The following is a 26,082-nucleotide window of genomic DNA, read 5'->3' as shown; positions in this document are numbered from 1 at the left end:
GTGTCAATTATCCGCGAGCGCGCCGATGATATCCGCGCGGTGAGGATACGGTTACGGGCCTGCCATCCTCGGTGAATTTCCTCTTTATGGTAAATGTCCTCATAGCGTAGAGGCATGGAGTTGGTGGCGACGATCGCCGGTGTGATCGCTGCTCTGCTCGCGGTGCCCGCGGCGCTGATCGCGGTGCCGCCGATGGTGGGCCTGTGGCGGGACCGTCGCCGCAGGCGCGCCACCCTGGCCAGGGGAGTTTCCGGTCACCGCCCCACCGTGCGGGCCGACGCCCCCGACGTCCCGGGCGTGATCGGCTCGGTCGAGGCGCCCATCGGCCGCCTGCCGGACTCCGTCCGCGGCCGCGAGGACCTGATGCGGCGGCTACGGCAGGCGGCCGCGGTGCCGGGCGCGCCGGTGCAGGTCCTCGGCGGCATGGGCGGCCTGGGCAAGACGACGATCGCGCTCAAGCTCGCCGAGGAGTTCCGCCAGCAGCAGCGGGTGGTCTGGTGGGTCGAGGCCACCAGCCGCGGCCAGGTGGAGACGCTGCTCCTGCAGGTGGCGCAGGACGACCTCGGGGTCCCGCCGGAGAACGTCCAGGACGCGCTGGCCGGCCGCCGCAACGCCGCCGACGTCTTCTGGGGCGCGGTCCGGCGCACCGGCAAGATCGGCGGGTTCGCGCTGATCCTCGACAACGCCGACGACCCGCACGCCGTGCTGGCCCCGCCCGGAGGCGCCGCCGGCGAGGGCAACGGGTGGATCCGCACCAGCCGGATGTGCGTGACCGTGGTGACCTCCCGCGACCGCGACCCCCGGACCTGGGGGCCGCTGTGCGAGGTGCACGCGATCGAGCCGATCGACGAGGGGGCCGCGGCGCAGATGCTGCGCGACCTGGCCCCCGAAGCGCCCGACACGGACCGCGCCGTCGCGCTCGCCCGCAGGCTGCAATGCCTGCCCCTCGCGCTGCACCTGGCCGGAACCCTCATCGCGTGGCCGCACAGCGCCTTCCGCACCTTCGCCGCCTACCAGCAGGCTCTCGAAGGGGACATGGTGGGCATCCTGGACCTGCGCCCCGACACCTCCCAGCCGCCGCCGGACCGGCAGGTGGTGGCCAGGACCTGGCAGCTGTCGTTGCGCACGCTCCGGGACCAGCAGGTGAAGGAGGCCGCCACCATCGCCCTGGTGATGGCCCAGCTCGCCGACGCGCACACCATCCCCTCGGGCCTGCTGCACCCGGGCCGGCTCGGCGCGCTCATCGGAGCCACCTCCAACCAGGTCGCCGTCGCGATCGAGGCCCTGGCCAGGGTCGGTCTCACCGACCCGACCTCCGACGGCGACATCCCCGGCTTCCGGCTGCACCCGCTGGTGGCCGAGACGCTGCGGGTGGCCAGGCCGCCGCGGCTGCGCATCCCGCCCCAGCGCAGCGACGTCCAGCAGCGGGCCTGGGCGATCGCCCTGCACCTGCTGCACGCCGAGCTGGGCGAGCTCGACCCCGCGCAGCCGTACGACTGGCCGATGGGGGTCCTGCTGGAAGCCCATCTGCGCGCCCTCATCGGCCGCTGCCCCGGCAACCCTCCGCGCGACCTCCTGCGCGGGCTGGCCTCCAGCACGTCGACCGTCATCGACGTGCTGCGCGAGTACGGCTCCTATCCCGACGCCTCGCAGCTCGCCGACGAGGCCGTCCGCGTCACCGGGACGCTGTCGGCCCGTGACCCGGCCCTGCTCCAGCTCCGGCACAGCCTGGCCATCCTGCTGCACAAACGGGGCAGCTTCCGGCAGGCGGAGGACGAGCTGCGCAAGGTGCTGGCCGACCGGGAGCGGGTGCTCGGCCCCGACCATCCCGACACGCTGCTCACGCGGCACAACCTGGCCGCCAACCTGCACCGGCAGGGCAACCTCCGCGAGGCGGAGAAGTACTACCGCGAGGTCCTGGACGACCGCAGGCGCGTCCTCGGCGCCGACCATCCGGACACGCTGCTCACCGGGCACCACCTCGGCCGGGCGCTGCAGTCCCGCGAGGAGTTCCGCAAGGCGGCGGAGTCGTACCGGGACACGCTGGACAACCAGCGGCGCGTCCTCGGCCCGGACCACCCGCAGACCCTGAACACGCGGCACAACCTGGCCACCGTCCTGGCCGACCTGGAGATGTACCAGGAGGCGGAGACGGACCTGCGGCAGGTGCTGGCCGACCGGCAGCGGGTCCTCGGCGAGGAGCACCCCGACACGCTGCTCACCCTGTACGACCTCGCCACCACCCTGCACAAGAGGGGCAGGTTCGAGGACGCGAAGGAGGCGTACGAGCGGGTGCTGGCCCACCGGGAACGGGTGCTGGGCGCCGACCACCCCGACACCTCGCTCGCCCGGCACGGCCTGGCCCTCGTGCTCATCGATTTCATGGAATTCCGCGACGATCCACCGTGATTAATGGCCGCGCTTTTATGGGCGTTAAGGCTGGTCTCCTCAATCGGCCGGGACTCGGCTAGCATTGCGGATTACACAAGTTCCCGGGGCAGGCACGGGGTGTTGCGCGGTGACATTCCTAGAACCAGCACGAGAGTGGCCCGCCACCCTCGATGTGCCCCAAATGCTGCAGGACGGCTGGGAGCCCCGGCCCTTCCGGCAATTTCTCCTGAAAGTGCACAGCCGGTGCAATCTGGCGTGCGACTACTGCTACGTCTACACCCTGGCCGACCAGAGCTGGCGATCACGCCCCAAGATCATGGCGCCCGAGCTCATCACCACCGCCGCCGCCCGCATCACCGAGCACGCCGAACGCCACCAGGTCGACTCCGTCCGGCTCATCCTGCACGGCGGCGAGCCGCTCCTGGTCGGCCACGCCTACCTGCGCGACGCCGTGGAGACCATCAGAGCCCACGCCGGTCCGGGCCTGCGCGTCGACGCGGCGGTGCAGACCAACGGCGTCCTCCTCGACGACGACGCGCTGCGCTGCTTCGCCGACCTCGACGTCAAGGTAGGCGTGAGCCTCGACGGCAGCCCACGCGGCAACGACCGTAACCGCCGCTTCTCCGACGGCCGCGGCAGCTACGAGCCGGTCGCCAAGGCGCTCCGGCTGCTGACGCGCCCGCCCTTCCAACACCTCTACAGCGGCCTGCTGTGCACGGTCGACCTGGCCAACCACCCCGTCGAGACCTACGAGGCGCTCCTGGAGTTCAGGCCGCCGATGATCGACTTCCTGCTGCCGCACGGCACCTGGGAGTCACCGCCGCCCGGCCGCTCTCCCGACCCCAAGAAGACGCCCTACGGCGACTGGCTCGTCGCCGTCTTCGACCGCTGGTACGGCTCCAGCGGCGAGACCGTCGTCCGCCTCTTCGAGGAGATCATCCACATGCTTCTGGGCGGCAAGTCCGCCAGCGAATCGGTGGGCCTGACCCCGACGAGCCTCGTGGTGATCGAGACCGACGGCACGATCGAGCAGACCGACGCGCTCAAGGTGGTGCAGCACGGCGCGCCCGCCACCGGCCTCAACATCGTCGACCATCCCTTCGACCTGGCTCTGGAGCATCCCGGCATGGTCGCCAGGCAGCTCGGCTGGGAAGCGCTGAGCGACACCTGCAAATCGTGCCGGTTCGGCAGGGTGTGCGGCGCCGGCCTTTACCCGCACCGCTACCGGCCGGGCACCGGGTTCCGCAATCCCTCGGTCTACTGCTACGACCTCTACCGGCTGATCGGGCACATCCACTCGCGTCTCGTCAGAGACCTGCGGCGATCCTCCACGTGAAGGGAACTCCATGGAACCACGCTCCCACCGCTTGCCCGGCGAGGTGCTGTCCCGGCTGGCGGCCGGCGGGGGCGGGGCCGCGGCCATGCGCCACCTCGTCGCAGCCGAGCGCAGCAAGCACCGCCTGCTGGTGCTCGGCGTCGCGCGGCTGGCCGGGGCGAAGGCGGTGGAGCACGCGTACGACGTGCTCGCGGGCATCGAGAAGAAGCGCCCGGACGCCGTCGACGCCGTGCTCGGCCACCCCGCCGTCGGCGGCTGGGCCGCGCACACCGTACAAGCCCTGACCCGTGGGGACGGGGCACCGCCGGACGATCCCGCGTCCGGCCCGTACGGCGGGGCCGCGCAGCTCGGAGCGGTGGCCGCGGCGGCGGCCGTGCGGGCCGGGGTCGCGTGCCGGACGGAGGCGCCCGCGCCGCGCGGCCGGGTCACGCTGCCCTCGCTCGGACAGCTCGTCCTCCCCGCCGCCGCCGACCTGGTCGAGCTGCGCGTGCACGCCGACGGCGTGGTCGAGGCCGGCGGGCGGCGCGTCCTGGCCGGAGAACGGGAGCAGCCCGGCTGGGAGCCGCTGGCCCGGATCCGGACCGGCGACGAAGGACTCGGCCTGCTCGTCGACGACCTCGACCCGCACCGGTGGACCAGCGAGACGGTCATCGACGGCCGCCTGCCCGCAGCCGAGCTCCGTGCCTGGCAGGCGTGCCTGGACGCGTCATGGCGGATGCTCCTGCGGCACCACTGGACCATCGCCCAGGAGCTCGGCGCGATCATCACCGTGCTCACCCCGATCCGGCCCCCGGCCCAGGGCATGAACAGCGCATCGGCGGCCGGCCGGTTCGGCGCGATCGCGATGTCCACCCCGCCCGACGGCCGCTGGCTGGCCTCCACCTTCGCCCACGAGGTGCAGCACGCCAAGCTCGGCGCCGTCCTGGACGTCATGGACCTGCTGGAACCGGACGACGGCCGCCGCTACTACGCCCCCTGGCGGCCCGACCCGCGCCCGCTGTCCGGCCTGATCCAGGGCGCGTACGCGTATCTGGGCGTGTCGGGGTTCTGGCGGCGGCAGCGGGCGCACGAGACCGACCTGCGCCCGCACATCGAGTTCGGCCGGTGGCGCGAGTCGGCGCACGAGGTGACGGGGACCCTGCTCGACAGCGGACGGCTCAACGCGGCCGGCAAGCAGTTCGTCACCGCCATGCGCACCACCCTGTCGGCCTGGCTCACCGAGCCGGTGCCCGCCGAGGCCCTGGCCGCGGCCAGGGCGGAGGCCGGCGGGCACCGCGAGGCCTGGATCGCCAGGAACGGGCGCGTCACAGCGTGAGCGGGTCGAAGTCCCAGTTGAAGCGCTCACCGGTCGTGGCGTGGAGCCGTTCGGGATGGTCCTTCGGGAACTCCCTGTAGCGCGCCAGGGTGGTCTCGTACAGGTCTTCGGCCTCGGCGACGCTGCCCGAGGCGCGCAGGTCCATGGCCAGGTTGACGGCCGCCGACAGCGTCAGCGGATGCCGGTCGCCGAAGAAGTCGTGCACCTGCTGGTAGGTCCGCCTGCCCAGCTCGCGCGCCCCGGCGACGTCGCCGAGGGCGGCCAGGTCGCTGGCCAGGTTGACGGAGCCCGCGAAGGTGTAGCGGTGGCGCTCGCCGAGCACCTCCCGCAGCCCGTCGCGCGCCTCGCGGTCGAGCTCGCCGGCCCTGCGGACGTCGCCGCGCAGACGGTAGAGCAGGGCCAGGTTGATCTGGCAGCCGTAGGTGAAGGGGTGCTGCGGGCCGAAGACCTCCTGGTAGCGGGGGAGCACCGTCCGCGCCAGCGCCATCGCCTCCTCCTCGCGCCCGCTCTGGCGCAGCGTGTTGCTCAGGGCGACCATCGCGGCCATGGTCTCGGGATGCTGGGAGCCGAAGAGCTTGACCAGCCGCGCGTGCGTCTCCTCGATCAGCTCCAGCGCCCCGGCGACGTCGCCGATCCGCCGGCGGGCGATGGACAGGTCACGCGCCGTCATGAGCGTGAGCTGGTGCTCGACCTGCAGCTCGCGGCAGCCGTGCGCGTAGGCCTCCTCGCCGAAGTCGCACGCCTGCGCGTGGTCGCCGCAGGCCCGCACCACCCGGGCCAGGCCGTTCCAGTACATCTGCACGTCCCACTTGCTCACGTCCGCGCGCGTGCTCGACAGCTCCAGGAAGGCCAGCTGCTGGAGCCTGCGGGCGGTCTCGTACTCGCTGAGCAGGGCGTGGTCGAGCGCGAGGTTGTTGATCACGCGCAGGGTGGCCGGGTCGGTGGCGCCGAACACCCTCTCGTAGGCGTCCAGCGTGGCGGTGTCCTGCTGGAACGCCTCACGGAACTTGCCCTGGGCGCGCAGGTTGGCGCCGAAGGTGAGGGCGACGCCGAGCGTCTCCGGATGCTCCGGGCCGAACTCCTCCCGCATCAGCTCGAGCGTCTCCTCGTTCAGCCTGCGGGACTCGTCGTAGCGGCCGATCTGCCACAGCACGTTGCCCAGCTGCCTGCGGATGCGCAGCACGTTGTGGTCTCGCGGGCCGCCCCGCCGCGACCAGCTTTCGAGGAACTCCTCGGCGAAGGCCTGCGCCGAGTTGTAGCTGGCCACCCGGTAGAGGTAGCGGACGATGTTGATCGCGAAGTCCTGCACGGCCTCGTGCGTGCTCGTGGCGATGCCGACCGGCCTCAGGTGCGGCACCAGGTCGTAGAAGGCCGGCCACTGCGTGGTGTCCTCGGGGTTCGTCGGCGCCCCGCCGGCCAGCAGCTGGTGCACCTCGTGCCGGATGGCCTCGCGCTCGTCCTCGGCGAGCGAGTCGCGCAGGAGCGCCTGGACGAGCCGGTGGACCTGGACAGTGCCGGCCTCCTGCTCGATCTTCACCAGGGCGAAACGGTTGAGCTCGGCCAGAGCCTGGCTGAGCATCAGCGGGTTGGCCAGGATGGGACCCATCCGCGGGGTGCCGGTCTTGTTGGCCCGCCGGAAGATGTCGCGCGGGATCGGATCGGGGCCGAAGAAGGCCAGGCAGCGCAGCACCTCGGCCGCCTCGGGCAGCCGGGCCTCGATCTCCTGGACCGACAGCTGCCAGGCCGCGGTCATGGAGAGCGGGTACTCGGTGGACTTGCCGAGCCCGAGCACGGCCCGGGTCTGGCGGGCGAGCTGCTCGATGTACTCGTCGGTGGTCATGCCGGTCATGACCTGCAGGGCCGCCGCCTGCTCCAGCGCCAGCGGAAGGTCGCCCAGCTCGGTGGCCAGGTGCTCGGCCTCGTCCTGCTCGATGGCGCGCTGGAGGCGCTTGCGCAGGAAGTCGACGCTCTCGCCCTTGGTGAAGACGTCGACGGGCACCGTCTCGGCGACCCCGCTCCAGCGGCTGTTGCGCGAGGTGATCAGCACGTGGCCGGGCCCGCCCTCGGGGATCAGGTCCCTGATGCCCTCGGGGTCGTCGGCGTTGTCGAAGATCAGGAGCCACTTGTCGACCGGGTCGCCGCGCTGGAGGGCGTCGCGCACGGACGCGGCGGCCTCGTCGATGCCGACGCTGCTGGGGGAGCGCAGCTTGAGATCGTCGGTGAGCGCCGCCAGCGTGCTGGGGACCAGCATCGGCTGGTCGGCCGGCACCCACCACACGAGGTCGTAGTGGCCGCGGTAGCGCCAGGCGTACTCGATGGCGAGCTGGGTCTTGCCCACGCCGCCGAGCCCCTGCAGGGCCTGGGGGAGTGGGACGACGGCGGCCTTGGTGGAGGTGGTGATGCTCTCCCGCAACTGGGCGAGCAGGCTTTCGCGCCCGGTGAAATTCTTGTTGCGACCCGGGATCTTCTTACCCCAGATTGCGGGCATCCGTGCCGGTTCCGGCGTGCTGACCTGCTCGTCCACGGCGCCTCAGCCCCTCTCGTCTTCCCCTTATTTTCGCTCCTGAGATTGATTCTGGCGAGAAGCGGTCACAGAATCACATAGAGGAAACCAGGGGTGCGCTCAGGGTGCAATTCACCGCATTTGCGGGCGGCCGTAACCAGGCTCAGGGAGGGCCGTATGGAGGATGCGAACGGGTCCGGGCTCATCGATGTCAGCGACATCGACCTGGAAGATCTCAAGAGCTTGGCGATACCCGCCCTGGACCGGGCGTGGCGTAGGTGCGCGGGCCAGGAAGGCGGGACGGTGGCCGGCTTCTCGTCGGCGCTGTGAACACAGGACCGACCGGCGTGGCGTGAGACGGTCCCGTGGCGACCGCGCACCATGACGAGATGACGGCCACGTACGTTCCGCGGTGAGCGTACGTGGGCGTGCGCCTGTTCCGCCCAGATGGCGATGCCGGGCGCACGGATGTGCGATGACATCGTATTTGCTCGAAATCGGGCTTTATTGGATTAAATCCGGAGTCGCGTGAATTGCCGCCCTATCCTGTGGGCTGGCGTATACCCTCTATGATGCGACAGGCGCGGCATTGCTGCCTGTCGCAAAGGTCTCTCGTTTGACGTGATTTGACCGAGTATGAGCGCATTGCCGCTGTGTGACGTGTTGTCTTGCTGATCTCCGGAGAATGTGTCGCGACTGATGTCATACGCAGCTGGGCGGAAGCGTGCTTAAGTTTGTTCACATCATGCCCTTTTTGGCAGATTCGCCTGGATTCAAGGGTGTTTTATGGGCGTCGGGCAGCTCTCTCCTCAGCACGCGCACGCTGAACGTCACCTATCCGCTGCTGGCGGTCGCGCTGACCGACTCCCCGGTGTGGGTCGGCTGGGTGATGTGCGCCTCGACCGTCCCCGGCCTGTTCTTTCACCTGCCGGCCGGTGCGCTCGTCGACCGGTGGGGCGCCCGCAGGGTGCTGGTGTGGAGTGAGACGGCGCGGATGGTCCTCATCGCCTGCCTGTGCGCCGTCATGCTCGGCGATGCGCTGAGCCTGTGGCACCTCATGCTCGTCGCCCTGGTCGAAGGCGTGCTGTGCGTGATCTCCAATGTGGCCGAGACGACGCTGGTCCCCACCACGGTGAGCTCGGACCGGGTGGACACCGCGCTGTCCACGCACGAGGCCATGACGCATGCCACCGTTCTGCTGGGGCGGCCGCTCGGCGGACTGCTGCACGGCATCGGCGTCCTGGTGCCCTTCCTGGCGAACGCCGCCATGTTCGCCGTGGCCGCGATCATGCTCCATCGGCTGCCCGACCGGCACCATGAGCGCACGCGGAAGTCCCCGGCGCAGCTCGGCGCCGGGCTGGCCGAGCTCTGGCGGAACCGGTTCCTGAGGTCGGCGACCCTCGTGACCGCCTGCACGAACCTCATGGTCCAGTGCCTGATCGTGGTGCTCCTGATCACCGCGTCGAGAGAGCGCCTTCCTCCGCTGTACGTCGGCGCGGTCCTCGCCTGCCCGGGGCTCGGCGGCATGGTCGGCGCGTTCATGGCGCCGAGGCGGCACGCCATCTCGCAGTGCATCGGCGCGTGGACGGGCGAGGGCCGCATGTCGCGGCTGTTCGCCCGGGCCGGGCTGCTGGGGGACGGCCGGTCCACGATGCTGCTGCTCGTCTGGGCGTGCGCGGCGGGGGTCCTGCTCACCCTCGTGTTCCGGCAGAGCTTCCTCTCCTTCGCCGGAGCGCTGGTCGTCGTCGGGCTGGCGGGCGGGCTCAGCAACGTCACCGTGCGGACCGCGCTCAGCCGGGAGCCCGCCCGCGTGACCGCCGCCTCGCGGCTGGGCAGCTACAGCGCCGTCGTGCTCGGGCCGGTCCTGGGCAGTCTCCTCCTCATGCACGTCGAGCCGGCCGTCGTCCTGACGATCCTCGCCTGCGGCATGCTCATCCTCGCCGGCCTGTTCACGGCGGTGCCCACGTTCAGGAGAAGCCTTTCCCCCCGGGAGGCCGGGCGCTGAACGACGCCCCGGCCCACGGGCGCATCCCTTCGCTCAGTCGTGAGAGCCGAGGGTGATGGTGTCGGCGACCTCGGCGTGGCGTTCGGCCTCCTCCTCGGCGAAGCGGGCCGCGTCCAGCTTCTCGGCGATCTCCTCGTCCTGCCGCATCAGCGCCTCCAGCGACTGGCCGGCCATCTCCAGCACGCCCATGTCCGCGTACGCCTGCTGCAGCCGGGGGCTCCACAGGCCGATGTCCTTGACGCACGGCACGATGCGGCTGAACAGCAGTGAGCGGAACAGCCGCAGGTACTCCGACTCGTCGACCGCCCGCATGGCCTCGTCCACCTCGGCCTTCGTCAGGCCGAGGTTCTCCCACGTCTCGCGGCCGCGCAGCCGGTCGCGCATGAGGTAGCAGCCCTCGATGACGAAGTCCTCGCGCTCGCGCAGCTCCGCTTCCGAGAGCTGGCGGTAGTAGTCGCGCAGCGCCATCCGGCCGAAGGCGACGTGCCGGGCCTCGTCCTGCATGACGTAGGCGAGGATCTGCTTGGGCAGCGGCTTGGTGGTGATGTCGCGCATGACGCCGAACGCCGCCAGCGCCAGGCCCTCGATGAGCACCTGCATGCCCAGGTACGGCATGTCCCAGCGGGAGTCGGTCAGCGTGCTGTCGAGCAGCGCCTTGAGGTGTTCGTTGATCGGGTAGGCGAGGCCGACCTTCTCCTGGAGGAAGCGGGCGTAGGTCTCGGCGTGGCGGGCCTCGTCCATCGTCTGGGTGGCGGCGTAGAACTTGGAGTCGAGGTCGGGCACCGATTCGACGATCCGCGCCGAGCAGATCATCGCGCCCTGCTCACCGTGCAGGAACTGGGAGAACTGCCAGGCGGCGCCGTGCAGCCTGACCTCCTGCCGCTGGCGTTCGTCCATCCGGTCCCACAGCGGGGTGCCGTGGATGGCGATGGTGTGGTCGGGGATGCCGAGCACGTCGTACGGGTCCACTTCCAGGCCCCAGTCGATGCGCTTGACGGAGTCCCACTGCTTGTCCTTGCCCTTCTGGTAGAGGGCCAGCATCCTGTCCCGGCCGTCGTCGTACTCCCAGGTGAACTTGCTGGTTCCGGCCATGTCCACGTTCCACGTGGAGAGCCCGGCGGGGATGGTGTAGAGATCGTGGGTCGACATGGGGACCTCCGGGGGGGTCACGTACACCGTACGTCCGTAATCGGAGCTTGCACGTACGGTGTACGTACGTCAATAGAATGAGCTATGAGCACCGAGCCTCTGTCGAGGGCGCGCATCGTGGCCGCGGCCATCGAGCTGATCGAGCGGGAGGGCGCCGACGCGGTCTCCATGCGGCGCATCGCGGCCGAGCTGGGCGTCGGCGTGATGTCCCTCTACAACCACGTGCCCAACAAGGACGCGCTGCTCAGCGGCGTGGCCGAGGCCGTGCTGAGCGAGATCGAGTTCACCGACGACCCGGGCGCCGACTGGACCGACCGGGTGCGCGTGCAGGCCCGCGCCTTCCGGCAGATCGCCCACCACTATCCCCGCTGCACGATGCTCGTCGTCAGCCGGCAGGTCCACTCGCCGGCCGGGATGCTGCCGGTGGAGCGGGCGCTGGCGACGCTGCGCAGCGCGGGGTTCGACGGGGCCGACGCGGTGCGGGTGCTGCGGGTGTTCATCGCGTTCGTCGTCGGGTCGCTGCTGCGGGAGGTCGGGGTGACGCCCGCGTTCGCGCCGCCGCGTGAGGGCGCGGCCGATCCCGGCGTGGTCGACCCGGCGCTGTTCCCCGAGGTGCACGCGCTGTCGGCGCTGCTGGGCGGCTGCGACCACGAGGGCGACTTCGAGTTCGGCGTCGAGCTGATGATCCGGGCGATCGCCGTGCACCCGGCACGGCGGGAGGGCACCCGCACAGCCGCGGATGCCCTCGGGAAAGCCGACGTCGACACCTGACGTCAATACCAGTTGTGCGACCGGAAGTGCCCCCAGGCGCCGCACGGCTTGCCGTACCTCCCCTTGATGTAGGCCAGGCCCCACCGGATCTGCGTCTCCGGATTGTGACGCCAGTCCCTGCCCGCTCCCCGCATCTTTCCTCCGGGGAGCGCCTGCGGGATGCCGTAGGCGCCTGACGATCTGTTGTATGCGCGGTGGTTCCAGTTGCTCTCCCTGGTCCACAGGTTGTCCAGGCAGTGGAACTCGCGCAGCGGCCACGACCGCTGCACCACCTGGTTCAGGGCGAAACCCTTGCTCCTGCTCTTCGCGTTCCCGGCGACGACCTTCGGCTCGGCGGAGGTCCGCCAGACCCCGGTCCTGACGACCGGGGCGTCCCCGGTCTCGGCCCAGGCGACCGTCGGCGTACCGCTGAACGCGGTGAGGCCGGCGACGGCGGCGAGAGTGATCTGTAGCGTGCGCTTGCTGTCCAATTCAGTCCTCGCGGTCGGGTCGCGTGCGGACGGGCGCTCTCGCTTCCCCGGCGCCCCTGCCGGTCCGCGTCCGTGGCTCGCACGCGGAGGGTCCGCGCGGCCCTCCGGGATCCTTGGTTCCGTCCGATCACGCTGGACGGCCCGGAGGGCGCCACGACATGTCCTCTTAGCCGGTTGTAGTACGCGGCCCGACCGGGCTCCGGGACCTGGGACACGCCCCGGACAGGTGTTTGCCGGACGGTGGCCGACAATCGGCGCTCCCGTTGGGCCGGGTTGGCGCGGCCCGGGGCGCGGATGGCCCGCCCTTGCCGCGAAACGGGCGCGCACCTGGGGTTTGAACCGCTCTCGAAGGTGGGATGGCGAGTAGGGTCGGGCGCATGAGTGTTCGAGAGATCCCGGTCCGCACCCTGGCGGACGTGCCCACCACCCTCGCGGGCCTGGCGGGCGACGCCGCCCTCCTCATCGTGAACGTGGCCTCCCGCTGCGGGCTGACCCCGCAGTACGCCGGCCTCGTCGAGCTGCACAAGCAGTACGGGCCGCGCGGGTTCAGCGTGGTCGGCGTGCCGTGCAACCAGTTCATGGGGCAGGAGCCGGGCAGCGCCGAGGAGATCCAGGAGTTCTGCTCGGCCACCTACGGCGTCGACTTCCCGCTGCTGGAGAAGGCCGAGGTCAACGGCCCCGGCAGGCACCCGCTGTACGAGAGCCTGACGGGCGTCCCGGACGCCGACGGCGAGGCCGGCGACGTGCAGTGGAACTTCGAGAAGTTCCTCGTGGCCCGCGACGGCACGGTGGCGGCGCGGTTCCGTCCCGGCACCGCGCCGGACGACCCGGCGATCGCCGCGGCCATCGAGAAGGTGCTGTAGGGCCGCGGGAAGCCGGCCTCAGCGGTGCGGACCGCAGCTGCCCCGGACGATGAGCTCGGTCGGCAGCACGACCGTGCGCGGACGCCGGGCGGCGCCGGTGCGCAGGACCAGCTCGGCGGCGCGATAGCCGATGTCGCGGCCGGGCTGGGCGATCACGGTCAGCGGCGGCGCGCACAGCTCGGCCCACGGCACGTCGTCGTACATGACCAGCGACACGTCACGGGGCACCCGCAGGTCGAGCTCGCGGGCGGCCAGCACGGCCGCCTCGCCCAGCACGTTGCCCGCCGCGACCACCGCCGACAGGTCCGGGCGACTCTGGAACAGCCCGGAGGCTGCGGCGTAGGCGGCGTCGCGGCTGCCCGTGGCGAAGACGACCAGCTCCTCGTCCACCGGGTCGCCGACCGCCTCGCGGAAGGCGGCCACCCGCCGGTCGTGGCCCGGGCCGCCGAGGAAGGCGATGCGCCGGTGGCCCAGCCCGCGCAGGTAGCGGACCGCCGTACGGATGCCGGACCGGTCGTCGGCCAGGACGGCGGGCACGTCGACGGGGCGGGCGGGCGGCGCGGCCGGGGCGGGCACGCCGTCCAGGAGCATGAGGTCGCTGACGGCGGAGGAGCCGGCCTGCTCGGCGGCGTCGGCCGGCAGCCGGTCGGCGAAGACGACCGCCATGCCCGCGCGGATCGCCGGCCGCCAGGTGTCGGCGCCGCCCGACGGCACCGCGATCACCCGGTCGACGCCCTGCTCCAGCAGCATGCCGATCATCTCGGCCTCCTGCTCGGGGTCGTCGGCGGTGGAGGCGAGCACGACCGGTTCGCCCGCCGAGCGGCCGCAGGCGAGCACGCCCTCGGCGAGCCGGCCGAAGAACGGGTCGGTGAGGTCGGGCACGAGCAGCCCCATGCCGCCGGTGCGGCGCTGGCGCAGGTTGCGGCCCAGCGCGCTGGGCCGGTAGTCGAGCTGGGCGGCGACGGCGAGCACCCGCTCACGGGTGCGCGGGCTGGCCGAGCCGCCGGACAGCACCCGCGACACGGTGGCCACGCCCACGCCGGCCGCCTCGGCCACGTCCTTGATGGTCGCCCGCTTTTCCATGGAAACGATTCCATCATGCTTTCCGGAATCCGGGAAGTCCCCAAGGAACAGCAGGGCTGGTCACGCCCAAACCCTTGACACCGATGTCCGTTTCGGGTGAGATGCTTGAAAACGTATCCACGAAAGTGGAAACTCCGCACAACATCGGGGTCAAGCCCTGGAGCGCGAAGGACAGTCATGGCATCCATCGTTCTGACCAACGTCGACAAGATCTACGCCGGTGGCGTGAAGGCCGTGAACGGGCTCAACCTTGAGATCAAGGATGGCGAGTTCATGGTGCTGGTCGGCCCCTCCGGTTGCGGCAAGTCGACCGCGCTCCGGATGATCGCCGGCCTCGAGGACATCAGCGGCGGCGAGATCGCCATCGGCGACAAGGTGGTCAACCACCTGCCGCCGAAGGACCGCGACATCGCGATGGTGTTCCAGAACTACGCGCTCTACCCCCACATGACGGTCGAGGAGAACCTTGCCTTCGGCCTCAAGCTCCGCAAGATGCCCAAGGCCGAGATCCAGCAGCGCGTCAACGACGCCGCCAAGATGCTGGGCCTGGAGACCTACCTCAAGCGCAAGCCGGCCGCCCTGTCCGGTGGTCAGCGCCAGCGTGTCGCCATGGGCCGCGCCATCGTCCGCGAGCCGCAGGCCTTCCTCATGGACGAGCCGCTGTCCAACCTGGACGCCAAGCTCCGCGTCTCCATGCGCGCCTCGCTCAACCAGATGCACGAGCGCCTCGGCGTCACCACCGTCTACGTCACGCACGACCAGGTCGAGGCCATGACCCTCGGCGACCGCGTCTGCGTGCTCCGCGACGGCCTCCTCCAGCAGGTCGACACGCCGCAGAACCTGTTCGACAAGCCGGTCAACCTGTTCGTCGCCGGCTTCATGGGCTCGCCGTCGATGAACTTCGTCACCGCCGAGCTGGTCCGCGACGGCGGCGCCGCCGTCACCTTCGCCGGCATCAAGCTGCCGATCCCCGACTCCACCTTCACCGAGAAGCCGGGCCTCGACCAGTACATCGGCAAGAAGATCATCCTCGGCATCCGCCCGTCGGACTTCGAGGACGCCGCCTCCGCCGGCAACCACGCCAACGGCTGGGCCACGCTGCCCGTCAAGGCGGAGGTCACCGAGGAGCTCGGCTCCGAGATCAACGTCCTGTTCCTCATCGACGCCCCGCCCGTCGAGCACAAGGACACCGTCGCCGCCGCCGACAAGGGCGACGAGGAAGAGGCCACGCTGCCGCTGGCCGGCGACAAGTCGCTGTGGACCGCCCGCGTCAACGCCCGCAGCCACGCGCGCCCCGGCCAGAACATCGACCTGGTCCTCGACACGCACAACCTGCACTTCTTCGACACCAACTCCGGCCTGGCGATCGGCCACCCGGCCAACGTCGGCCGCTAGTCACCGACCGCCGATTCCCGGCCGCGAGCCCGCTCGCGGCCGTCCCGGGCCCTCACCGCGACCCCCTCCCGCGGCGAGGGCCCACCCTCTTTTCCGGTACGGGGACTTCGGTGTCGTGCCGCGCGGTCAGCGGCCGATGCGGGCGGAGATCCGGGCCGCGATGCCGTGGGGGACGAGCCGGCCGGCGTTGAGGATGACCTTGTAGCGCAGCGACGGCACCGAGACCCGCTTGCCCAGCGCCAGGTCGCGCATCGCCGTACGGGCCACGTCGTCGGCCTTCAGCCACAGGATGTCGGGCATCCCCGACATGTCCATCGAGGCCCGCTGGTGGAACTCCGTCCGCACGAACCCCGGGCACAACGCCATCACCCTGACCCGCGCGCTGCCCGCCTCGGCCGCCACCGACTCGCTGAAGTTGACCACCCACGCCTTGCTCGCGCTGTAGGTGCCCCGGGTGAAGAACGCCGCCACCGACGCCACGTTGATCACGCCGCCCCGGTCGCGCTCCCGCATCCCCGGCAGCGCCGCCAGCGTCAGCCGCAGCACCGCCTCACAGTGGACCTTGAGCATCACCAGCTCGTCCTCCACCGGCGTCTGCAGGAAAGCGCCCTTGTGGCCGAACCCGGCGTTGTTCACCAGCAGGTCGACGCCCTCCCGGCAGCGGGCCTCGGCACGCGCCAGGCCCTCCTCGGTCGCCAGGTCGGCGGGCAGCACCTCCACCGGGACGCCATAGCGCAGGCGCAGCCGCCCCGCCTCCTCGGCCAGCCGGCCCTCGTCGCGGGCCACCAGGACCAGCGAGAAACCGTCGGCGGCCAGCCGCCGTGCGAAAGCGGCGCCGATGCCGGCGGTGGCGCCCGTGATCAGTGCGGTAGGCATGCCAGAACCCTAACGCCCCCACCCCACCCCTCCGCGAACCCCCGGCCCCACCGGAAAGGCCCGCCGCGTGCTGGGGCAGACGCCCGCTTCGGGAGGGGGCGGGCCGCCCGCGTCGCGACGCCCCTGGGGGAGCAGCCGCCGTCCGTGCCAACCCTTTGGGACGGTCGGGAGGGGGCCGCCGCCCGCGTGGTGCGGTGCTCTCTGGAGGGAACGGGTGCGGTGTGCGTGTCCGCCCCAGCCCCCGCCCTCGCACCCGTGTGCGGGGGGTTCGTTCCGAGAAGGGGGCCGCCTGCTCCCTGGGGGCGGGGTGGGGGTGGGCGTGGCAGGATGGCGGGGTGGGTCTTGTGCGGGCTGTGCCGGTCGCCTTACTGGGCGTCGTTCTGGTGGCTTGTTCGGCGGGTGTGCCGGAGCGTACGCCCGAGAGGGCCGTGACGACGGCGGAGGCCGGGCCGTCCGGCACCGGCGGTGCGGCGGCGGCGGGGAAGGTGCGGCTGACGCGGGTCGCCGAGCTGGAGCGGCCCGTGGCCTTCGCCGTGCGCGAAGGGGACGACCGGCTGTACGTGGCCGAGCAGGGCGGGAAGCTGCGCACCACCGACGGCGCGACGGTCGTGGACCTGTCGGGCGAGGTGAGCGACGGCAACGAGCAGGGCCTGCTGGGCGTGGCGTTCCATCCGTCGGGCCGCTGGCTCTACCTCGACTGGACCGACGCCGACGGCACCACGCACGTGACCGAGTGGGCCTACGACGGCACCAAGGCCACGGCCCGGCGCGACGTGCTGACGCAGAAGCAGCCGTACGCCAATCACAACGGCGGCCAGCTCGCCTTCGGCCCCGACGGCCACCTCTACGTCGCGCTGGGCGACGGCGGCAGCGGCGGCGACCCGGAGGGCAACGGCCAGGATCTCGGCACCCTGCTCGGCAAGATCCTGCGCATCGACCCGCGCGGCAACCCGTACAAGATCCCCGAAGGCAACCCGTTCGCGGACCGGGAGGGGGCGCGGCCGGAGATCTGGGCGTACGGGCTGCGTAATCCGTGGCGGTTCGGGTTCGACCGGGAGAGCGGCGATCTGTGGATCGGCGACGTGGGCCAGAACGCCTGGGAGGAGGTCGACCGCCAGCCGGCCGGCTCGGGCGGGGGCGAGAACTACGGCTGGAACCTGCGCGAGGGCAAGGCCGGGTTCGGCGCGGGCGGGCAGGCGAAGGACCTGGTCGACCCGGTGATCGTCTATCCGCTGGGCGAGGGCGGCGCCTGTTCGGTCATCGCCGGCTACGTCTACCGCGGCTCGAAGATCGACTGGTTGCGTGGCCGGTTCCTGTACGGCGACTTCTGCGCGGGCTGGATCAGGGCGACCCCGGCGGACAGGCCGGGCGAGGGCGAGGAGATCGGGCGGGTGGATCAGCTGTCGTCGTTCGGCCAGGGCCACGACGGCGAGCTGTACGCGCTCAGCCTCCAGGGCCCGGTCTATCGGATCGATCCCGCCTGACCCGGTCGATCAGGTCCTCGACCTGGCCGTTGAGCCGGGCACCGCGTGACCAGCCGGCGTAGTGGGTGAGCAGCACGACGACCTCGCGCAGTTCGCTCTCGTTCAGGTCGCCGGTGCGCAGGGCGGCGTCGAGCTGTTCGGCCACCTGGTCGTCGAGGCCCTGCCCGACGAGGAGCCCGAGCAGGACGAGGCGGCGCTCCCGGTCGGAGAGCGCGTCGCGCGACCACACCTCGGCGAAGGCGCGCTCGGCGGCCATGCCGTAGGAGTCGACGGCCGGTTCTGTCATGGCTGGCTCCGGTCGTGCGTGAGGGGAACCTCCATCTTCGGCTACTTCTCGCCGCGCACCAATGCAGGCGCGCCAAAGCCGCGGTTTCCTGTTGATCTGTAACAAGTAAGGCCGGTGTACGGCCAAGATTTGGTCAAGATTTCTCATCGTGCACCGGGCTCACCGGATCCGAAAACGGGCACAACAACGTCGGTGCCTCGTCATTGGAGGTAGGACCCCAGTGAAGATCCGGTGAGGAAGACACGGGCGTGGGTCGCGCTGACGGCCGCGATCCTGTTGCCGGTTGCGTGCGGGCAGCCGGAGTTCACCTACGTGCGCGACAGGGACGGCACCACCTACTTCAAGGTGCCCGCCTCGTTCGCCAGGATCGACGCCTACCCGCTGGAGCTCGTGTTCAGCGGCGACAGGCCGGGCTCGCAGGCGGCGCTGGAGCGCAGGCGGCGGGTCTGGTCGGCGGCCTTCGACCAGGCGCGGGAGCCGGACGTGGACCACCTGTTCGGCTCGCGGGAGCCGTTCGTGTACGCGGCCGTGCACCGGCTGACCGGACCGCAACGCGACGTGGTGTCGCTCGACCGGCTGCGCGACTTCGTCCTGCCGGTGACCGAGGAGTCGCGCACCGCCTACCTGGGCCGGGTGCTGGAGTCGGGGCGGCCGCCGCTGTTCAGCGGGTTCGAGCGGCTCAGCGACGAGCCCGTCCGGCTGGACGACGGCGCCCGGGGCGTACGGGTCCGCTACAGCTACCGGATCGGCGCCGGACACCAGACCTTCGACCAGACCGCCATCCTCGACGGCTCCGGCTCCACCGTCTCGGTCATGCTCATCGCCTGCCGGCCGGACTGCCACGTGGCCCGCCGGGCGGAGTTCGACGAGATCGCGCGTTCGTTCAAGCTGCTGCGGCTGCCCGGATGAGGAGCACCCCGTGAAGAGCACACGCCAGGCAGGGCTGCGCGCGCCCGGCAGCGGGCCCGCCGTGCCCGCCACCGCCACGCGGCCGAGGATGCGCCTGTGGGACCGCAGCAGGCTCCTGCTCGGCCTCGCGGTCGCGTACGCCGTCCTGACGTGGAAGGTGATGGCCGACTTCCCGGGCATCGTCCCGTACGGCGAGGCCATGCTGGTGATCGCGCGGCAGCATCAGTGGATCTTCTGGCTGCTCGGCGCGGAGGCGGTCCGGCAGGCGCACTTCCTGGTCAGCGAGGTGTCGCCGGGCTACCACCGGTTCTGGGCCGGGCGGGTGTCCGGCGGGTTCGAGCGGTGGTCGCACCGGCGTTTCGACGACTGGGCCCGGTTCCGGTTCGCCCGGCTGCTGAAGGCGGCGTTCTGGGTCGCGCTGGCGGCGCTGGTGCTGGGCGCGGTGCTCGGCAGCAGCCCGTTCCTGGCGGTGTTCCAGGCGGCGGCGCTGGTCTTCGCGGCGCTGCCGTCGGTGCTGCGGGCCGTCCTGGCGGCCTGCGCGGTCGTCGTGCCGGTCGCGGGCGCGCTCTGGCTGCTGTCCAGGGGCGGCGTGGAGACGTACTTCCCGGGCGACGTCGAGACGCGCCTGGCCGACGTGTGGGGGCAGGACCACGTCGTCGAGCGGGTCCGCGAGGCCGTCGTCTTCCTGGAGCGGCCCGGCGAGATCGAGGAGCGCGGCGGCTACGTGCCCGGCGGCCTGCTGCTGTGGGGGCCGCCGGGCACCGGCAAGACGCTGCTGGCCGAGGCCGTCGCGGGGGAGACCGGCAAGCCGTACGTGCTCGTCGAGCCGGGCGCGTTCGCGAACCTGCTCCCGGGCGTCGGCGTCCTCAAGATGAAGGCGCTCTTCCGGAGGCTGCGCAGGCTCGCGCTCCGCCACGGCGGGGTGGTCGTCCACTTCGACGAGGCCGACGCGCTCGGCAGGCGCGGCAGGCCCGCCCACCAGGGCGCGGGCGGCCCGGCCCCCTGCCACGGCATGACGTACCTGTCGGAGGAGAGCCGGATGGCCCTCGCCTTCCGCGACCCCGGCAACGGGCTGCTCGCCGCGGGCCGCGCGGCCCACGGCGAACCCGGCACCCTCCAGGCCCTGCTCGCCGAGCTGTCCGGGCTGAAGAAGCCGCGCGGCCTGTTCAACCGGCTGGTCCGGCGGGCGCTCGGCATGCGGCCCAAGCCGCCGCCCGGCTACCGCGTCCTCGTCATGATGGCCACCAGCCGCCCCGACGCCGTCGACGAGGCGCTGCTGCGGCCCGGCCGCATCGACCGCGTCTACAAGGTCGGCCACCCGACCAGGGCCGGACGGGTGGCCACCTACCAGGGCTACTTCGGCAAGGTCGCGCACCGGCTCACCGCCGAGCAGATCGACAGGCTCGCCACCCTCACCCCGTACGCGACCGGCGCCACCATCAAGGACCTGGTCAACGAGTCGCTCATCGCCGCCGTCCGCGCCGGGCGCGACGTCATCACCTGGGCGGACGTGCTGCACGCCAAGCGGCTCAAGCAGCTCGGCCCGCCCGGCGGCGCCGAGTACGCCGGCCGGGAGCGGCACGCCGTGGCCGTGCACGAGGCCTGCCACGCGGTCGTCGCGTACGTGGCCCGCTTCCACCTGGAGATCGACGTCGCCACCATCGAGAAGGGCGCCGACCACCTCGGGCTGGTGGCCTCCATCGAGCCGGGCGACCAGTTCACCCGGTGGAAGTCGGAGTACGAGGCGGACATCATGGTCGCGCTCGCCTCGCTGGCCGGGGAGCGGATGTTCTTCGGCGAGGACAGCTCCTCCGGCGTCGCCGGCGACCTGCACGCGGCGACCTTCCTGGCGGCGCTCATGGAGTCGCACTGGGGGATGGGCTCCGGCGTCACCTCGCTGCCCGCGCTGCGGGAGCTGGAGATCACGGGCGGCAAGGCGCACCGCCGCGGGCCGCGCCGCTCCGCCCGGGCGCGGCCCGGACCGGCGCCGGACGTGCTGGGGGAGCGGATCGAGGACCACCTCGTGCGGCTGCTGGAGAAGACCGAGCGCCTGCTGGAGGAGCACCGCAGGGACGTGCTGTCGCTGGCGCACGCCCTGGAGTCGCACCGCACGCTCAACGGGGACGACGTGGTCGCGGTCATCGAACGGGCCGCGGGGCCGCTGGTCGACGGCGCCGTGTACGCCTCGGACGACTTCTACCGGGAGCTGGAGGACTACCACCGGGAGGCGGTCCGCGCCCACCGTGAGCACGGCCGCATCGGGCGCGACCTGCCCGGCGCGAGCGCCCCTCCCGAGGAGGTGATCGAGCCCCGCACGATCGTCCCCCCGGCGGCGGTTCGTCCGGCGGCGGTCCCGCCGGACGACGGGCCCGGGGTGGTGGCCGTGCCCGGGGCGCAGGGGTCCCGGCCGGAGTTCGTGCCGTGGGCCGCCGAGCCGGCGCCGGCGTACGAGCCCGTCCCCGCGCGTGGCGCCGCGTCCTTCTCCGCTCCCGTCCCCGCGTCTGGTGCGGGGCCCTTCTCCGCTCCCGTCCCCGCGTCTGGTGTGAGGCGGCGGTGGTGGCTGGCCGGGGGGAGCCTGCTCGCGCTGGTGACGGTGGCCGTCGTCTGCGGGCTGGCCGTGAGCGGCGCGCTCGCCGGCGCGGCCGGGCCGGAGCCCGGCGGCGGGATCGTCTCGCCGGGCCTGCTCGCGGTGCTGTTCCTCGTCGTGGTCGCCGCCGTCGTGGGCGCCGGGCTGGCCGCCGTCGCGGTCAGGGGCCTGCGCGCCGCCCAGGCCAAGGCCGAACGCGAACGCGACCAGGCGCACGCCCGCGCCCAGCTCCTGGCCGCGGCGCTCGACCCGGACACCGCCATGCGCCTGCTCGGCTACGACGGACAGGCCAGGCGGGAGGGCGCCTGATCCGGCACCGGCTTAACACGCCGTTCACATTCGGGCAAAAACGTGGAAACGGCTGTCCTTAAGACTCGGCGTGGCTGAGAGAAACCGTGAAAGGACCGCCGTGAGCTACAAGGCTGAGTACATCTGGATCGACGGCACCGAGCCCACGGCGCTGATGCGCTCCAAGACCAGGATCCTCGCCGACGGGGCAGAGCCGCCGCTGTGGGGCTTCGACGGTTCCAGCACCAACCAGGCCGAGGGCCACTCGTCGGACCGCGTGCTCCGCCCCGTGTTCACCTGCCCGGACCCGATCCGCGGCGGCGACAGCGTGCTGGTCCTGTGCGAGGTGGAGGAGACCGACGGCACCTCGCACAAGAGCAACACCCGTGCGCTGCTGCGCCCGATCGCCGAGCGTTACGCGGCTCAGGAGTCGTGGTTCGGCATCGAGCAGGAGTACACGTTCTTCAAGGGCAGCCGCCCGCTCGGCTTCCCCGAGGGCGGCTTCCCCGCCCCGCAGGGCCACTACTACTGCGGCGTGGGCGCCGAGGCCGTGTTCGGCCGCGAGATCGTCGAGCTGCACCTGGACCGCTGCCTGGCCGCCGGCCTGGCCATCTCCGGCATCAACGCCGAGGTCATGCCCGGCCAGTGGGAGTTCCAGGTAGGCCCGGCGGGCCCCCTCGAGGTCGCCGACCACCTGTGGATCGCCCGCTGGCTGCTCTACCGCACCGCCGAGGAGTTCGGCGTGGAGGCGACGCTCGACGCCAAGCCCGCCCGCGGCGACTGGAACGGCGCCGGCGCGCACACGAACTTCTCCACCAAGGCCATGCGCGAGGGCTACGACGCCATCATCACCGCCTGCGAGGCGCTCGGCGAGGGCGACAAGCCGATGGAGCACGTCTCCCAGTACGGCGCCGACATCGAGAGCCGCCTGACCGGCGCGCACGAGACCGCCCCGTGGAACCGCTACACCTACGGCGTCTCCGACCGCGGCGCGTCCGTGCGCATCCCGTGGCAGGTCGAGGTGGACAAGAAGGGCTACATCGAGGACCGGCGTCCCAACGCCAACGTCGACCCGTACGTGGTCACCCGCCTGCTCGTGAACACCTGCTGCGCCGCGCTGGAGAAGGCCGGCCAGGTCTGACCGGCGGACGGCGGGACGCGGACGCCGCGTCCCGCCGCCGTGCGCTCAGAGCCGGAAGTCGCGGTCCGGCGTGATGTCGGCGACGTCCATCTGGGCCTTCTGCAGCCGCCCGGAGTGGTCCCAGTTCATCGCCTGCCAGCGGGTGAACTGGTCGAGCACCCACATCCCCGACTGCCGGCTGCCGTTGCCCGACTTGCCGTTGCCGCCGAACGGCAGGTGCGCCTCGGCCCCCGAGGTGGAGTTGTTGACGCTGACCATGCCCGCCGAGACGCCCTCGCGGAAGCGGAAGGCGTGCTTGGCGTCGGTGGTGTAGATGGAGCTGGACAGCCCGTAGCCGGGCCGGTTGGCGAGCTCGACGGCCTCCTCCAGCGTGGCGAACGAGGTGACGCCGACGATCGGCCCGAACGTCTCCTCCAGGAACAGCCGGTCGTCCGGCCGCACGCCGTCGACGACGACCGGGTGGTAGTAGAGGCCGCCCTCGCCGGTGAAGCCGCCGTGCGGGCTCTCGGCGGTGATGCGGCCGGTCGCGCCGGTGACGACCCGGTGGTGGGGCTGGATCCAGGTCAGGTATTCCTCGTAGCGGTCGGCGAACTTGCGGTCCAGCAGCGGTCCGGCCAGCACGTCCTGCTCGGGGTCGCCGATCCTGGCCTCCCGTACGGCGCGGGCGAAGCGGTCGGTGAACTCGCGGTGGATCGACTCGTGCACGATGACCGTGCCCAGGCTGGTGCAGCGCTGCCCGGCGGTGCCGAAGCCGGAGAACAGCGCGCCCTCCACCGCCAGGTCCAGGTCGGCGTCCGGCATGATGACCATCGGGTTCTTGCCGCCGAGCTCCAGGCAGGCCGACTGCAGGTGCCGGCCGGCCAGCTCGCCGATCTTCCGGCCGACCTCGCTGGAGCCGGTGAAGCCGACCTTGTCGACGTTCCCGGCGTCCAGGGCGCGCTCCAGCCCGGCGAACGTCTGCCCGCCGTCGGCGAAGACGATGTTCAGCACGCCGTCGGGCAGCCCCGCCGCCGCGAACAGCCGGTAGAGGGCGTGCGCGGAGGCGGCGGCGTACTCGGCGGGCTTCCACACGACCGCGTTGCCGCACAGCAGCGCCGGCACCAGGTACCAGGACGGGACGGCCACCGGGAAGTTGCCCGCGGTGATCACCGCCGCGACGCCGACCGGGTTGCGGAAGGTGAACAGGTTCTTGTCGGGCATCTCCGACGGCACCGTCTGCCCGTAGAGCCTGCGGCCCTCGCCGAGGAAGAAGTCGCACGTGTCGACGATCTCCCGCACCTCGCCCAGCGCCTCACCGTAGGGCTTGCCGATCTCCTGGGTGACGATCCTGGCCAGCGTCTCGGTGTTGGCCTCGACGAGCCGCCCGATGGAGGCGATCACCCGTCCCCGCACGGGAGCGGGCACCCTGGCCCACTCCCGCTGCGCCTCCTTCGCCGTCGCCGCGGCGACGGCGAAGGTCTCGGCGTCGGCCAGCCCCACCTCGGCGACGACCTCGGCGGTGCGGGCGGGGTTCGTCGATGCGTACGTCTCGATCGCGGCGGCGTCCTTGCCTCCGACGACGGAGGAAATCTTGCGGCTCACAGGTGCCCTCCTCACAGGTTCTCCGGACACACAATCATCCCTCCGGATGCTTGGCCAGCCAGCGGGTGATGCCGAGCGTCTCCAGGAACGGCAGGTCGTGGCTGACCACGAGCAGCGCGCCCCGGTAGGCCGACAGCGCCTCGGACAGCCGGCGGACGCTGGCCATGTCCAGGTTGTTCGTCGGCTCGTCCAGGAGCAGCAGCTGGGGCGGCGGCTCGGCGGAGAGCAGGGCGGCCAGGACGGCGCGGAACCGCTCGCCGCCCGACAGCGTCGCGGCAGGCTGCTCGGCCCGTGCCCCCCGGAACAGGAAGCGGGCCAGCCGCGCCCGCAGCTCGCCCACGGGGACGGCCGGGGCGAACCGCCGGACGTTGTCGAGCACGCTGAGCGAGCCGTCCAGCAGGTCGAGCCGCTGCGGCAGGTAGCGCACGGGCACCCCGGGACAGGCCCCGGGAGCGCCTGAGACGATCGCGCGCAGCAGCGTCGTCTTGCCCGACCCGTTGGGGCCGGTCAGCGCGACCCGCTCGGGGCCGCGCAGCACCAGCTCGGTCACGGGCTCGCCGCCGGCGTCGGGGCCGCCGCGCAGCTCGCTCAGCCCCGGCACGCCCGTCAGCGTCAGGACCGTGCGCCCGGCCGGGACCTCGGTGCGCGGCAGCGACACGCGGATCTCGGCGTCCTCGCGGACGGCCTGCTCGGCCTCGGTGAGGCGGTCGCGGGCCTGCTCCAGCTTCTCGGCGTGCATGGTGCGGTGCTTGCCCGCCGCCACCTGGGCCTGCCGTTTGCGCGCGTTCATGATGATCTTCGGCTCGCGCTTGGTCGCGTACATCTTGTCTCCGTAACGGGTCCGGCGGCTCAGCTTGACCAGGGCGTCGGCCATCTCCTGCTTCTGCTTCCTGAGGTCGCCCTCGGCGACCCGGACCATGCGCTCGGCCGCCTCCCGCTCGGCCGCGAGCGCCTGCTCGTAGGCCGTCAGGTTGCCGCCGAACACGCGCACCGCCCCGTCGCGCAGGTCGGCGATCTGGTCCACCAGGTCGAGCAGGACGCGGTCGTGGCTGACCACCACCAGCACCCCCGTCCAGGAGCGCACGGCCGCGTTCAGACGGCGGCGGGCGTCCAGGTCGAGGTTGTTGGTGGGCTCGTCGAGCAGCAGCACGCCGGGCCTGCGCATGAGCAGCGCCGCCAGGCCGGTCATCACGACCTCGCCGCCGGACAGGGTGCCGGCGGGCCGGTCCAGGCCGAGGTGGCCGAGGCCGAGCCGGTCCAGCTCGGCGTGCGCCCGCTCCTCGACGTCCCAGTCGTCGCCGATGGCCGTGAAGTGCTCGGGGGAGGCGTCGCCGCCCTCGATGGCGTGCAGCGCGGCCCGCTGCCGTTCGATGCCGAGCAGCCCGGCGACGGTGGCGCCGGTGGCCAGGGGCAGGTCCTGCGGCAGGTAGCCGACGTCGCCGGCGACGCTGACCGAGCCGGCCGTCGGCCGCAGCTCGCCGGCGATCAGCTTGAGCAGCGTGGACTTGCCGGAGCCGTTGACGCCCATGAGCCCGGTGCGCCCGGCGCCGAAGGCGACGTCGAGGCCGTCGAGGACGGGGGTGCCGTCGGCGTGCTCGTAGGAGAGGCCGTCACAGACGATGGAGAATGACATAAGGGGTGGCTCCTCA

20 protein-coding genes are annotated in these 26,082 nt (G+C 72.0%); 12 read left to right on the top strand and 8 right to left on the bottom strand.

Annotated elements, in window-relative coordinates; genetic code table 11:
• Positions 1–114 precede the first annotated feature (114 nt).
• From AB0J53_RS05885 to AB0J53_RS05875, 3 genes are all read left to right on the top strand, one after another.
• Positions 115–2,409 (top strand): tetratricopeptide repeat protein, encoded by a 2,295-nt coding sequence (locus tag AB0J53_RS05885; protein ID WP_364168942.1) that lies wholly within the window; start codon positions 115–117, stop codon positions 2,407–2,409.
• 163 nt (positions 2,410–2,572) lie between these two features.
• Positions 2,573–3,727, top strand: coding sequence for an FxsB family cyclophane-forming radical SAM/SPASM peptide maturase (locus AB0J53_RS05880; RefSeq protein ID WP_364168940.1), 1,155 nt, complete (start codon positions 2,573–2,575; stop codon positions 3,725–3,727).
• A gap of 10 nt (positions 3,728–3,737) precedes the next feature.
• The gene (locus tag AB0J53_RS05875) at positions 3,738–5,042 is read left to right on the top strand and encodes an HEXXH motif domain-containing protein (protein ID WP_364168938.1); all 1,305 of its coding nucleotides are present in this window, start codon (positions 3,738–3,740) and stop codon (positions 5,040–5,042) included.
• Here the strand turns inward: AB0J53_RS05875 and fxsT are convergent.
• The gene (gene fxsT / locus AB0J53_RS05870; protein ID WP_219511368.1) at positions 5,032–7,530 is read right to left on the bottom strand and encodes an FxSxx-COOH system tetratricopeptide repeat protein; all 2,499 of its coding nucleotides are present in this window, start codon (positions 7,528–7,530) and stop codon (positions 5,032–5,034) included. The two genes, AB0J53_RS05875 and fxsT, sit on opposite strands and share 11 nt — an antisense overlap.
• 192 nt (positions 7,531–7,722) lie before the next feature.
• Here fxsT and AB0J53_RS05865 point away from each other — a divergent pair, with 192 nt between their 5' ends.
• Together AB0J53_RS05865 and AB0J53_RS05860 are read left to right on the top strand one after the other, a co-directional pair.
• On the top strand, positions 7,723–7,875 hold the full coding sequence (locus AB0J53_RS05865) for a hypothetical protein (RefSeq protein ID WP_219511366.1): 153 nt from the start codon (positions 7,723–7,725) through the stop codon (positions 7,873–7,875).
• A gap of 424 nt (positions 7,876–8,299) precedes the next feature.
• Complete coding sequence (locus tag AB0J53_RS05860) at positions 8,300–9,550, top strand: MFS transporter (protein ID WP_364168935.1); 1,251 nt, start codon at positions 8,300–8,302, stop codon at positions 9,548–9,550.
• A gap of 33 nt (positions 9,551–9,583) precedes the next feature.
• Here the strand turns inward: AB0J53_RS05860 and AB0J53_RS05855 are convergent, their stop codons facing one another.
• Positions 9,584–10,699: a ferritin-like domain-containing protein gene (locus AB0J53_RS05855; protein ID WP_364168933.1), complete on the bottom strand. Its 1,116-nt coding sequence runs from the start codon at positions 10,697–10,699 to the stop codon at positions 9,584–9,586.
• Positions 10,700–10,783: 84 nt separating this feature from the next.
• On the opposite strand from AB0J53_RS05855, the gene AB0J53_RS05850 reads away from it, so the two are divergent.
• Positions 10,784–11,470, top strand: coding sequence for a TetR/AcrR family transcriptional regulator C-terminal domain-containing protein (locus tag AB0J53_RS05850; protein ID WP_364168931.1), 687 nt, complete (start codon positions 10,784–10,786; stop codon positions 11,468–11,470).
• Positions 11,471–11,472: 2 nt separating this feature from the next.
• Here the strand turns inward: AB0J53_RS05850 and AB0J53_RS05845 are convergent, their stop codons facing one another.
• A complete protein-coding gene (locus tag AB0J53_RS05845) occupies positions 11,473–11,940 on the bottom strand; it encodes a transglycosylase SLT domain-containing protein (protein ID WP_219511356.1) in 468 nt (155 codons plus the stop codon).
• 377 nt (positions 11,941–12,317) lie between these two features.
• Here AB0J53_RS05845 and AB0J53_RS05840 point away from each other — a divergent pair, with 377 nt between their 5' ends.
• On the top strand, positions 12,318–12,803 hold the full coding sequence (locus AB0J53_RS05840) for a glutathione peroxidase (RefSeq protein WP_364168928.1): 486 nt from the start codon (positions 12,318–12,320) through the stop codon (positions 12,801–12,803).
• A gap of 18 nt (positions 12,804–12,821) precedes the next feature.
• On the opposite strand, the gene AB0J53_RS05835 is transcribed toward AB0J53_RS05840, so the two are convergent.
• Positions 12,822–13,886, bottom strand: a complete 1,065-nt coding sequence (locus AB0J53_RS05835; protein ID WP_219511352.1) for a LacI family DNA-binding transcriptional regulator — start codon at positions 13,884–13,886, stop codon at positions 12,822–12,824.
• Between the two features lie 177 nt (positions 13,887–14,063).
• Between AB0J53_RS05835 and ugpC the strand changes: the two genes are divergently transcribed.
• Entirely contained in the window at positions 14,064–15,281 is a 1,218-nt protein-coding gene (ugpC, locus tag AB0J53_RS05830) for a sn-glycerol-3-phosphate ABC transporter ATP-binding protein UgpC (protein ID WP_219511350.1), read from the top strand.
• A 126-nt stretch (positions 15,282–15,407) separates the two neighbouring features.
• Here ugpC and AB0J53_RS05825 read toward each other — a convergent pair whose 3' ends face one another.
• Positions 15,408–16,157, bottom strand: coding sequence for an SDR family oxidoreductase (locus AB0J53_RS05825; protein ID WP_357589413.1), 750 nt, complete (start codon positions 16,155–16,157; stop codon positions 15,408–15,410).
• A 428-nt stretch (positions 16,158–16,585) separates the two neighbouring features.
• Between AB0J53_RS05825 and AB0J53_RS05820 the strand changes: the two genes are divergently transcribed.
• A complete protein-coding gene (locus tag AB0J53_RS05820) occupies positions 16,586–17,641 on the top strand; it encodes a PQQ-dependent sugar dehydrogenase (RefSeq protein WP_364168924.1) in 1,056 nt (351 codons plus the stop codon).
• On the opposite strand, the gene AB0J53_RS05815 is transcribed toward AB0J53_RS05820, so the two are convergent.
• A complete protein-coding gene (locus AB0J53_RS05815; protein WP_219511344.1) occupies positions 17,601–17,927 on the bottom strand; it encodes a carboxymuconolactone decarboxylase family protein in 327 nt (108 codons plus the stop codon). The genes AB0J53_RS05820 and AB0J53_RS05815 overlap by 41 nt on opposite strands.
• A 231-nt stretch (positions 17,928–18,158) precedes the next feature.
• On the opposite strand from AB0J53_RS05815, the gene AB0J53_RS05810 reads away from it, so the two are divergent.
• The 3 genes from AB0J53_RS05810 (at position 18,159) to glnII (ending at position 22,852) form a co-directional block, all read left to right on the top strand.
• Complete coding sequence (locus AB0J53_RS05810) at positions 18,159–18,836, top strand: hypothetical protein (protein WP_219511342.1); 678 nt, start codon at positions 18,159–18,161, stop codon at positions 18,834–18,836.
• 10 nt (positions 18,837–18,846) lie between these two features.
• Positions 18,847–21,732 (top strand): AAA family ATPase, encoded by a 2,886-nt coding sequence (locus AB0J53_RS05805; protein WP_364168922.1) that lies wholly within the window; start codon positions 18,847–18,849, stop codon positions 21,730–21,732.
• Positions 21,733–21,832: 100 nt separating this feature from the next.
• Positions 21,833–22,852 carry a glutamine synthetase gene (gene glnII, locus AB0J53_RS05800; protein ID WP_219511337.1) on the top strand — a complete coding sequence of 340 codons (1,020 nt, stop codon included), beginning with the start codon at positions 21,833–21,835 and terminating at the stop codon, positions 22,850–22,852.
• Between the two features lie 45 nt (positions 22,853–22,897).
• Here the strand turns inward: glnII and AB0J53_RS05795 are convergent, their stop codons facing one another.
• Both AB0J53_RS05795 and AB0J53_RS05790 read right to left on the bottom strand, forming a co-directional pair.
• Positions 22,898–24,433, bottom strand: coding sequence for an aldehyde dehydrogenase family protein (locus AB0J53_RS05795; RefSeq protein ID WP_364168919.1), 1,536 nt, complete (start codon positions 24,431–24,433; stop codon positions 22,898–22,900).
• A gap of 34 nt (positions 24,434–24,467) precedes the next feature.
• Entirely contained in the window at positions 24,468–26,066 is a 1,599-nt protein-coding gene (locus tag AB0J53_RS05790; protein WP_364168917.1) for an ABC-F family ATP-binding cassette domain-containing protein, read from the bottom strand.
• Positions 26,067–26,082: the final 16 nt, after the last annotated feature.

The sequence above is a fragment of the Nonomuraea sp. NPDC049725 genome, assembly GCF_040674795.1.
In the GTDB taxonomy this organism is placed as follows: Bacteria; Actinomycetota; Actinomycetes; order Streptosporangiales; family Streptosporangiaceae; genus Nonomuraea; species Nonomuraea ceibae.
This window is presented reverse-complemented; position numbering and strand designations above follow the sequence as displayed.

Excerpts from the sequence above, each read along its gene's own strand:
- AB0J53_RS05885 (WP_364168942.1), top strand. The coding sequence starts at position 115 with ATGGAGTTGGTGGCGACGATCGCCGGTGTGATCGCTGCTCTGCTCGCG.
- AB0J53_RS05880 (WP_364168940.1), top strand. The coding sequence starts at position 2,573 with ATGCTGCAGGACGGCTGGGAGCCCCGGCCCTTCCGGCAATTTCTCCTG.
- AB0J53_RS05875 (WP_364168938.1), top strand. The coding sequence starts at position 3,738 with ATGGAACCACGCTCCCACCGCTTGCCCGGCGAGGTGCTGTCCCGGCTG.
- fxsT (WP_219511368.1), bottom strand. The coding sequence starts at position 7,530 with ATGCCCGCAATCTGGGGTAAGAAGATCCCGGGTCGCAACAAGAATTTC.
- AB0J53_RS05865 (WP_219511366.1), top strand. The coding sequence starts at position 7,723 with ATGGAGGATGCGAACGGGTCCGGGCTCATCGATGTCAGCGACATCGAC.
- AB0J53_RS05855 (WP_364168933.1), bottom strand. The coding sequence starts at position 10,699 with ATGTCGACCCACGATCTCTACACCATCCCCGCCGGGCTCTCCACGTGG.
- AB0J53_RS05850 (WP_364168931.1), top strand. The coding sequence starts at position 10,784 with ATGAGCACCGAGCCTCTGTCGAGGGCGCGCATCGTGGCCGCGGCCATC.
- AB0J53_RS05840 (WP_364168928.1), top strand. The coding sequence starts at position 12,318 with ATGAGTGTTCGAGAGATCCCGGTCCGCACCCTGGCGGACGTGCCCACC.
- AB0J53_RS05835 (WP_219511352.1), bottom strand. The coding sequence starts at position 13,886 with ATGGAAAAGCGGGCGACCATCAAGGACGTGGCCGAGGCGGCCGGCGTG.
- ugpC (WP_219511350.1), top strand. The coding sequence starts at position 14,064 with ATGGCATCCATCGTTCTGACCAACGTCGACAAGATCTACGCCGGTGGC.
- AB0J53_RS05825 (WP_357589413.1), bottom strand. The coding sequence starts at position 16,157 with ATGCCTACCGCACTGATCACGGGCGCCACCGCCGGCATCGGCGCCGCT.
- AB0J53_RS05815 (WP_219511344.1), bottom strand. The coding sequence starts at position 17,927 with ATGACAGAACCGGCCGTCGACTCCTACGGCATGGCCGCCGAGCGCGCC.
- AB0J53_RS05790 (WP_364168917.1), bottom strand. The coding sequence starts at position 26,066 with ATGTCATTCTCCATCGTCTGTGACGGCCTCTCCTACGAGCACGCCGAC.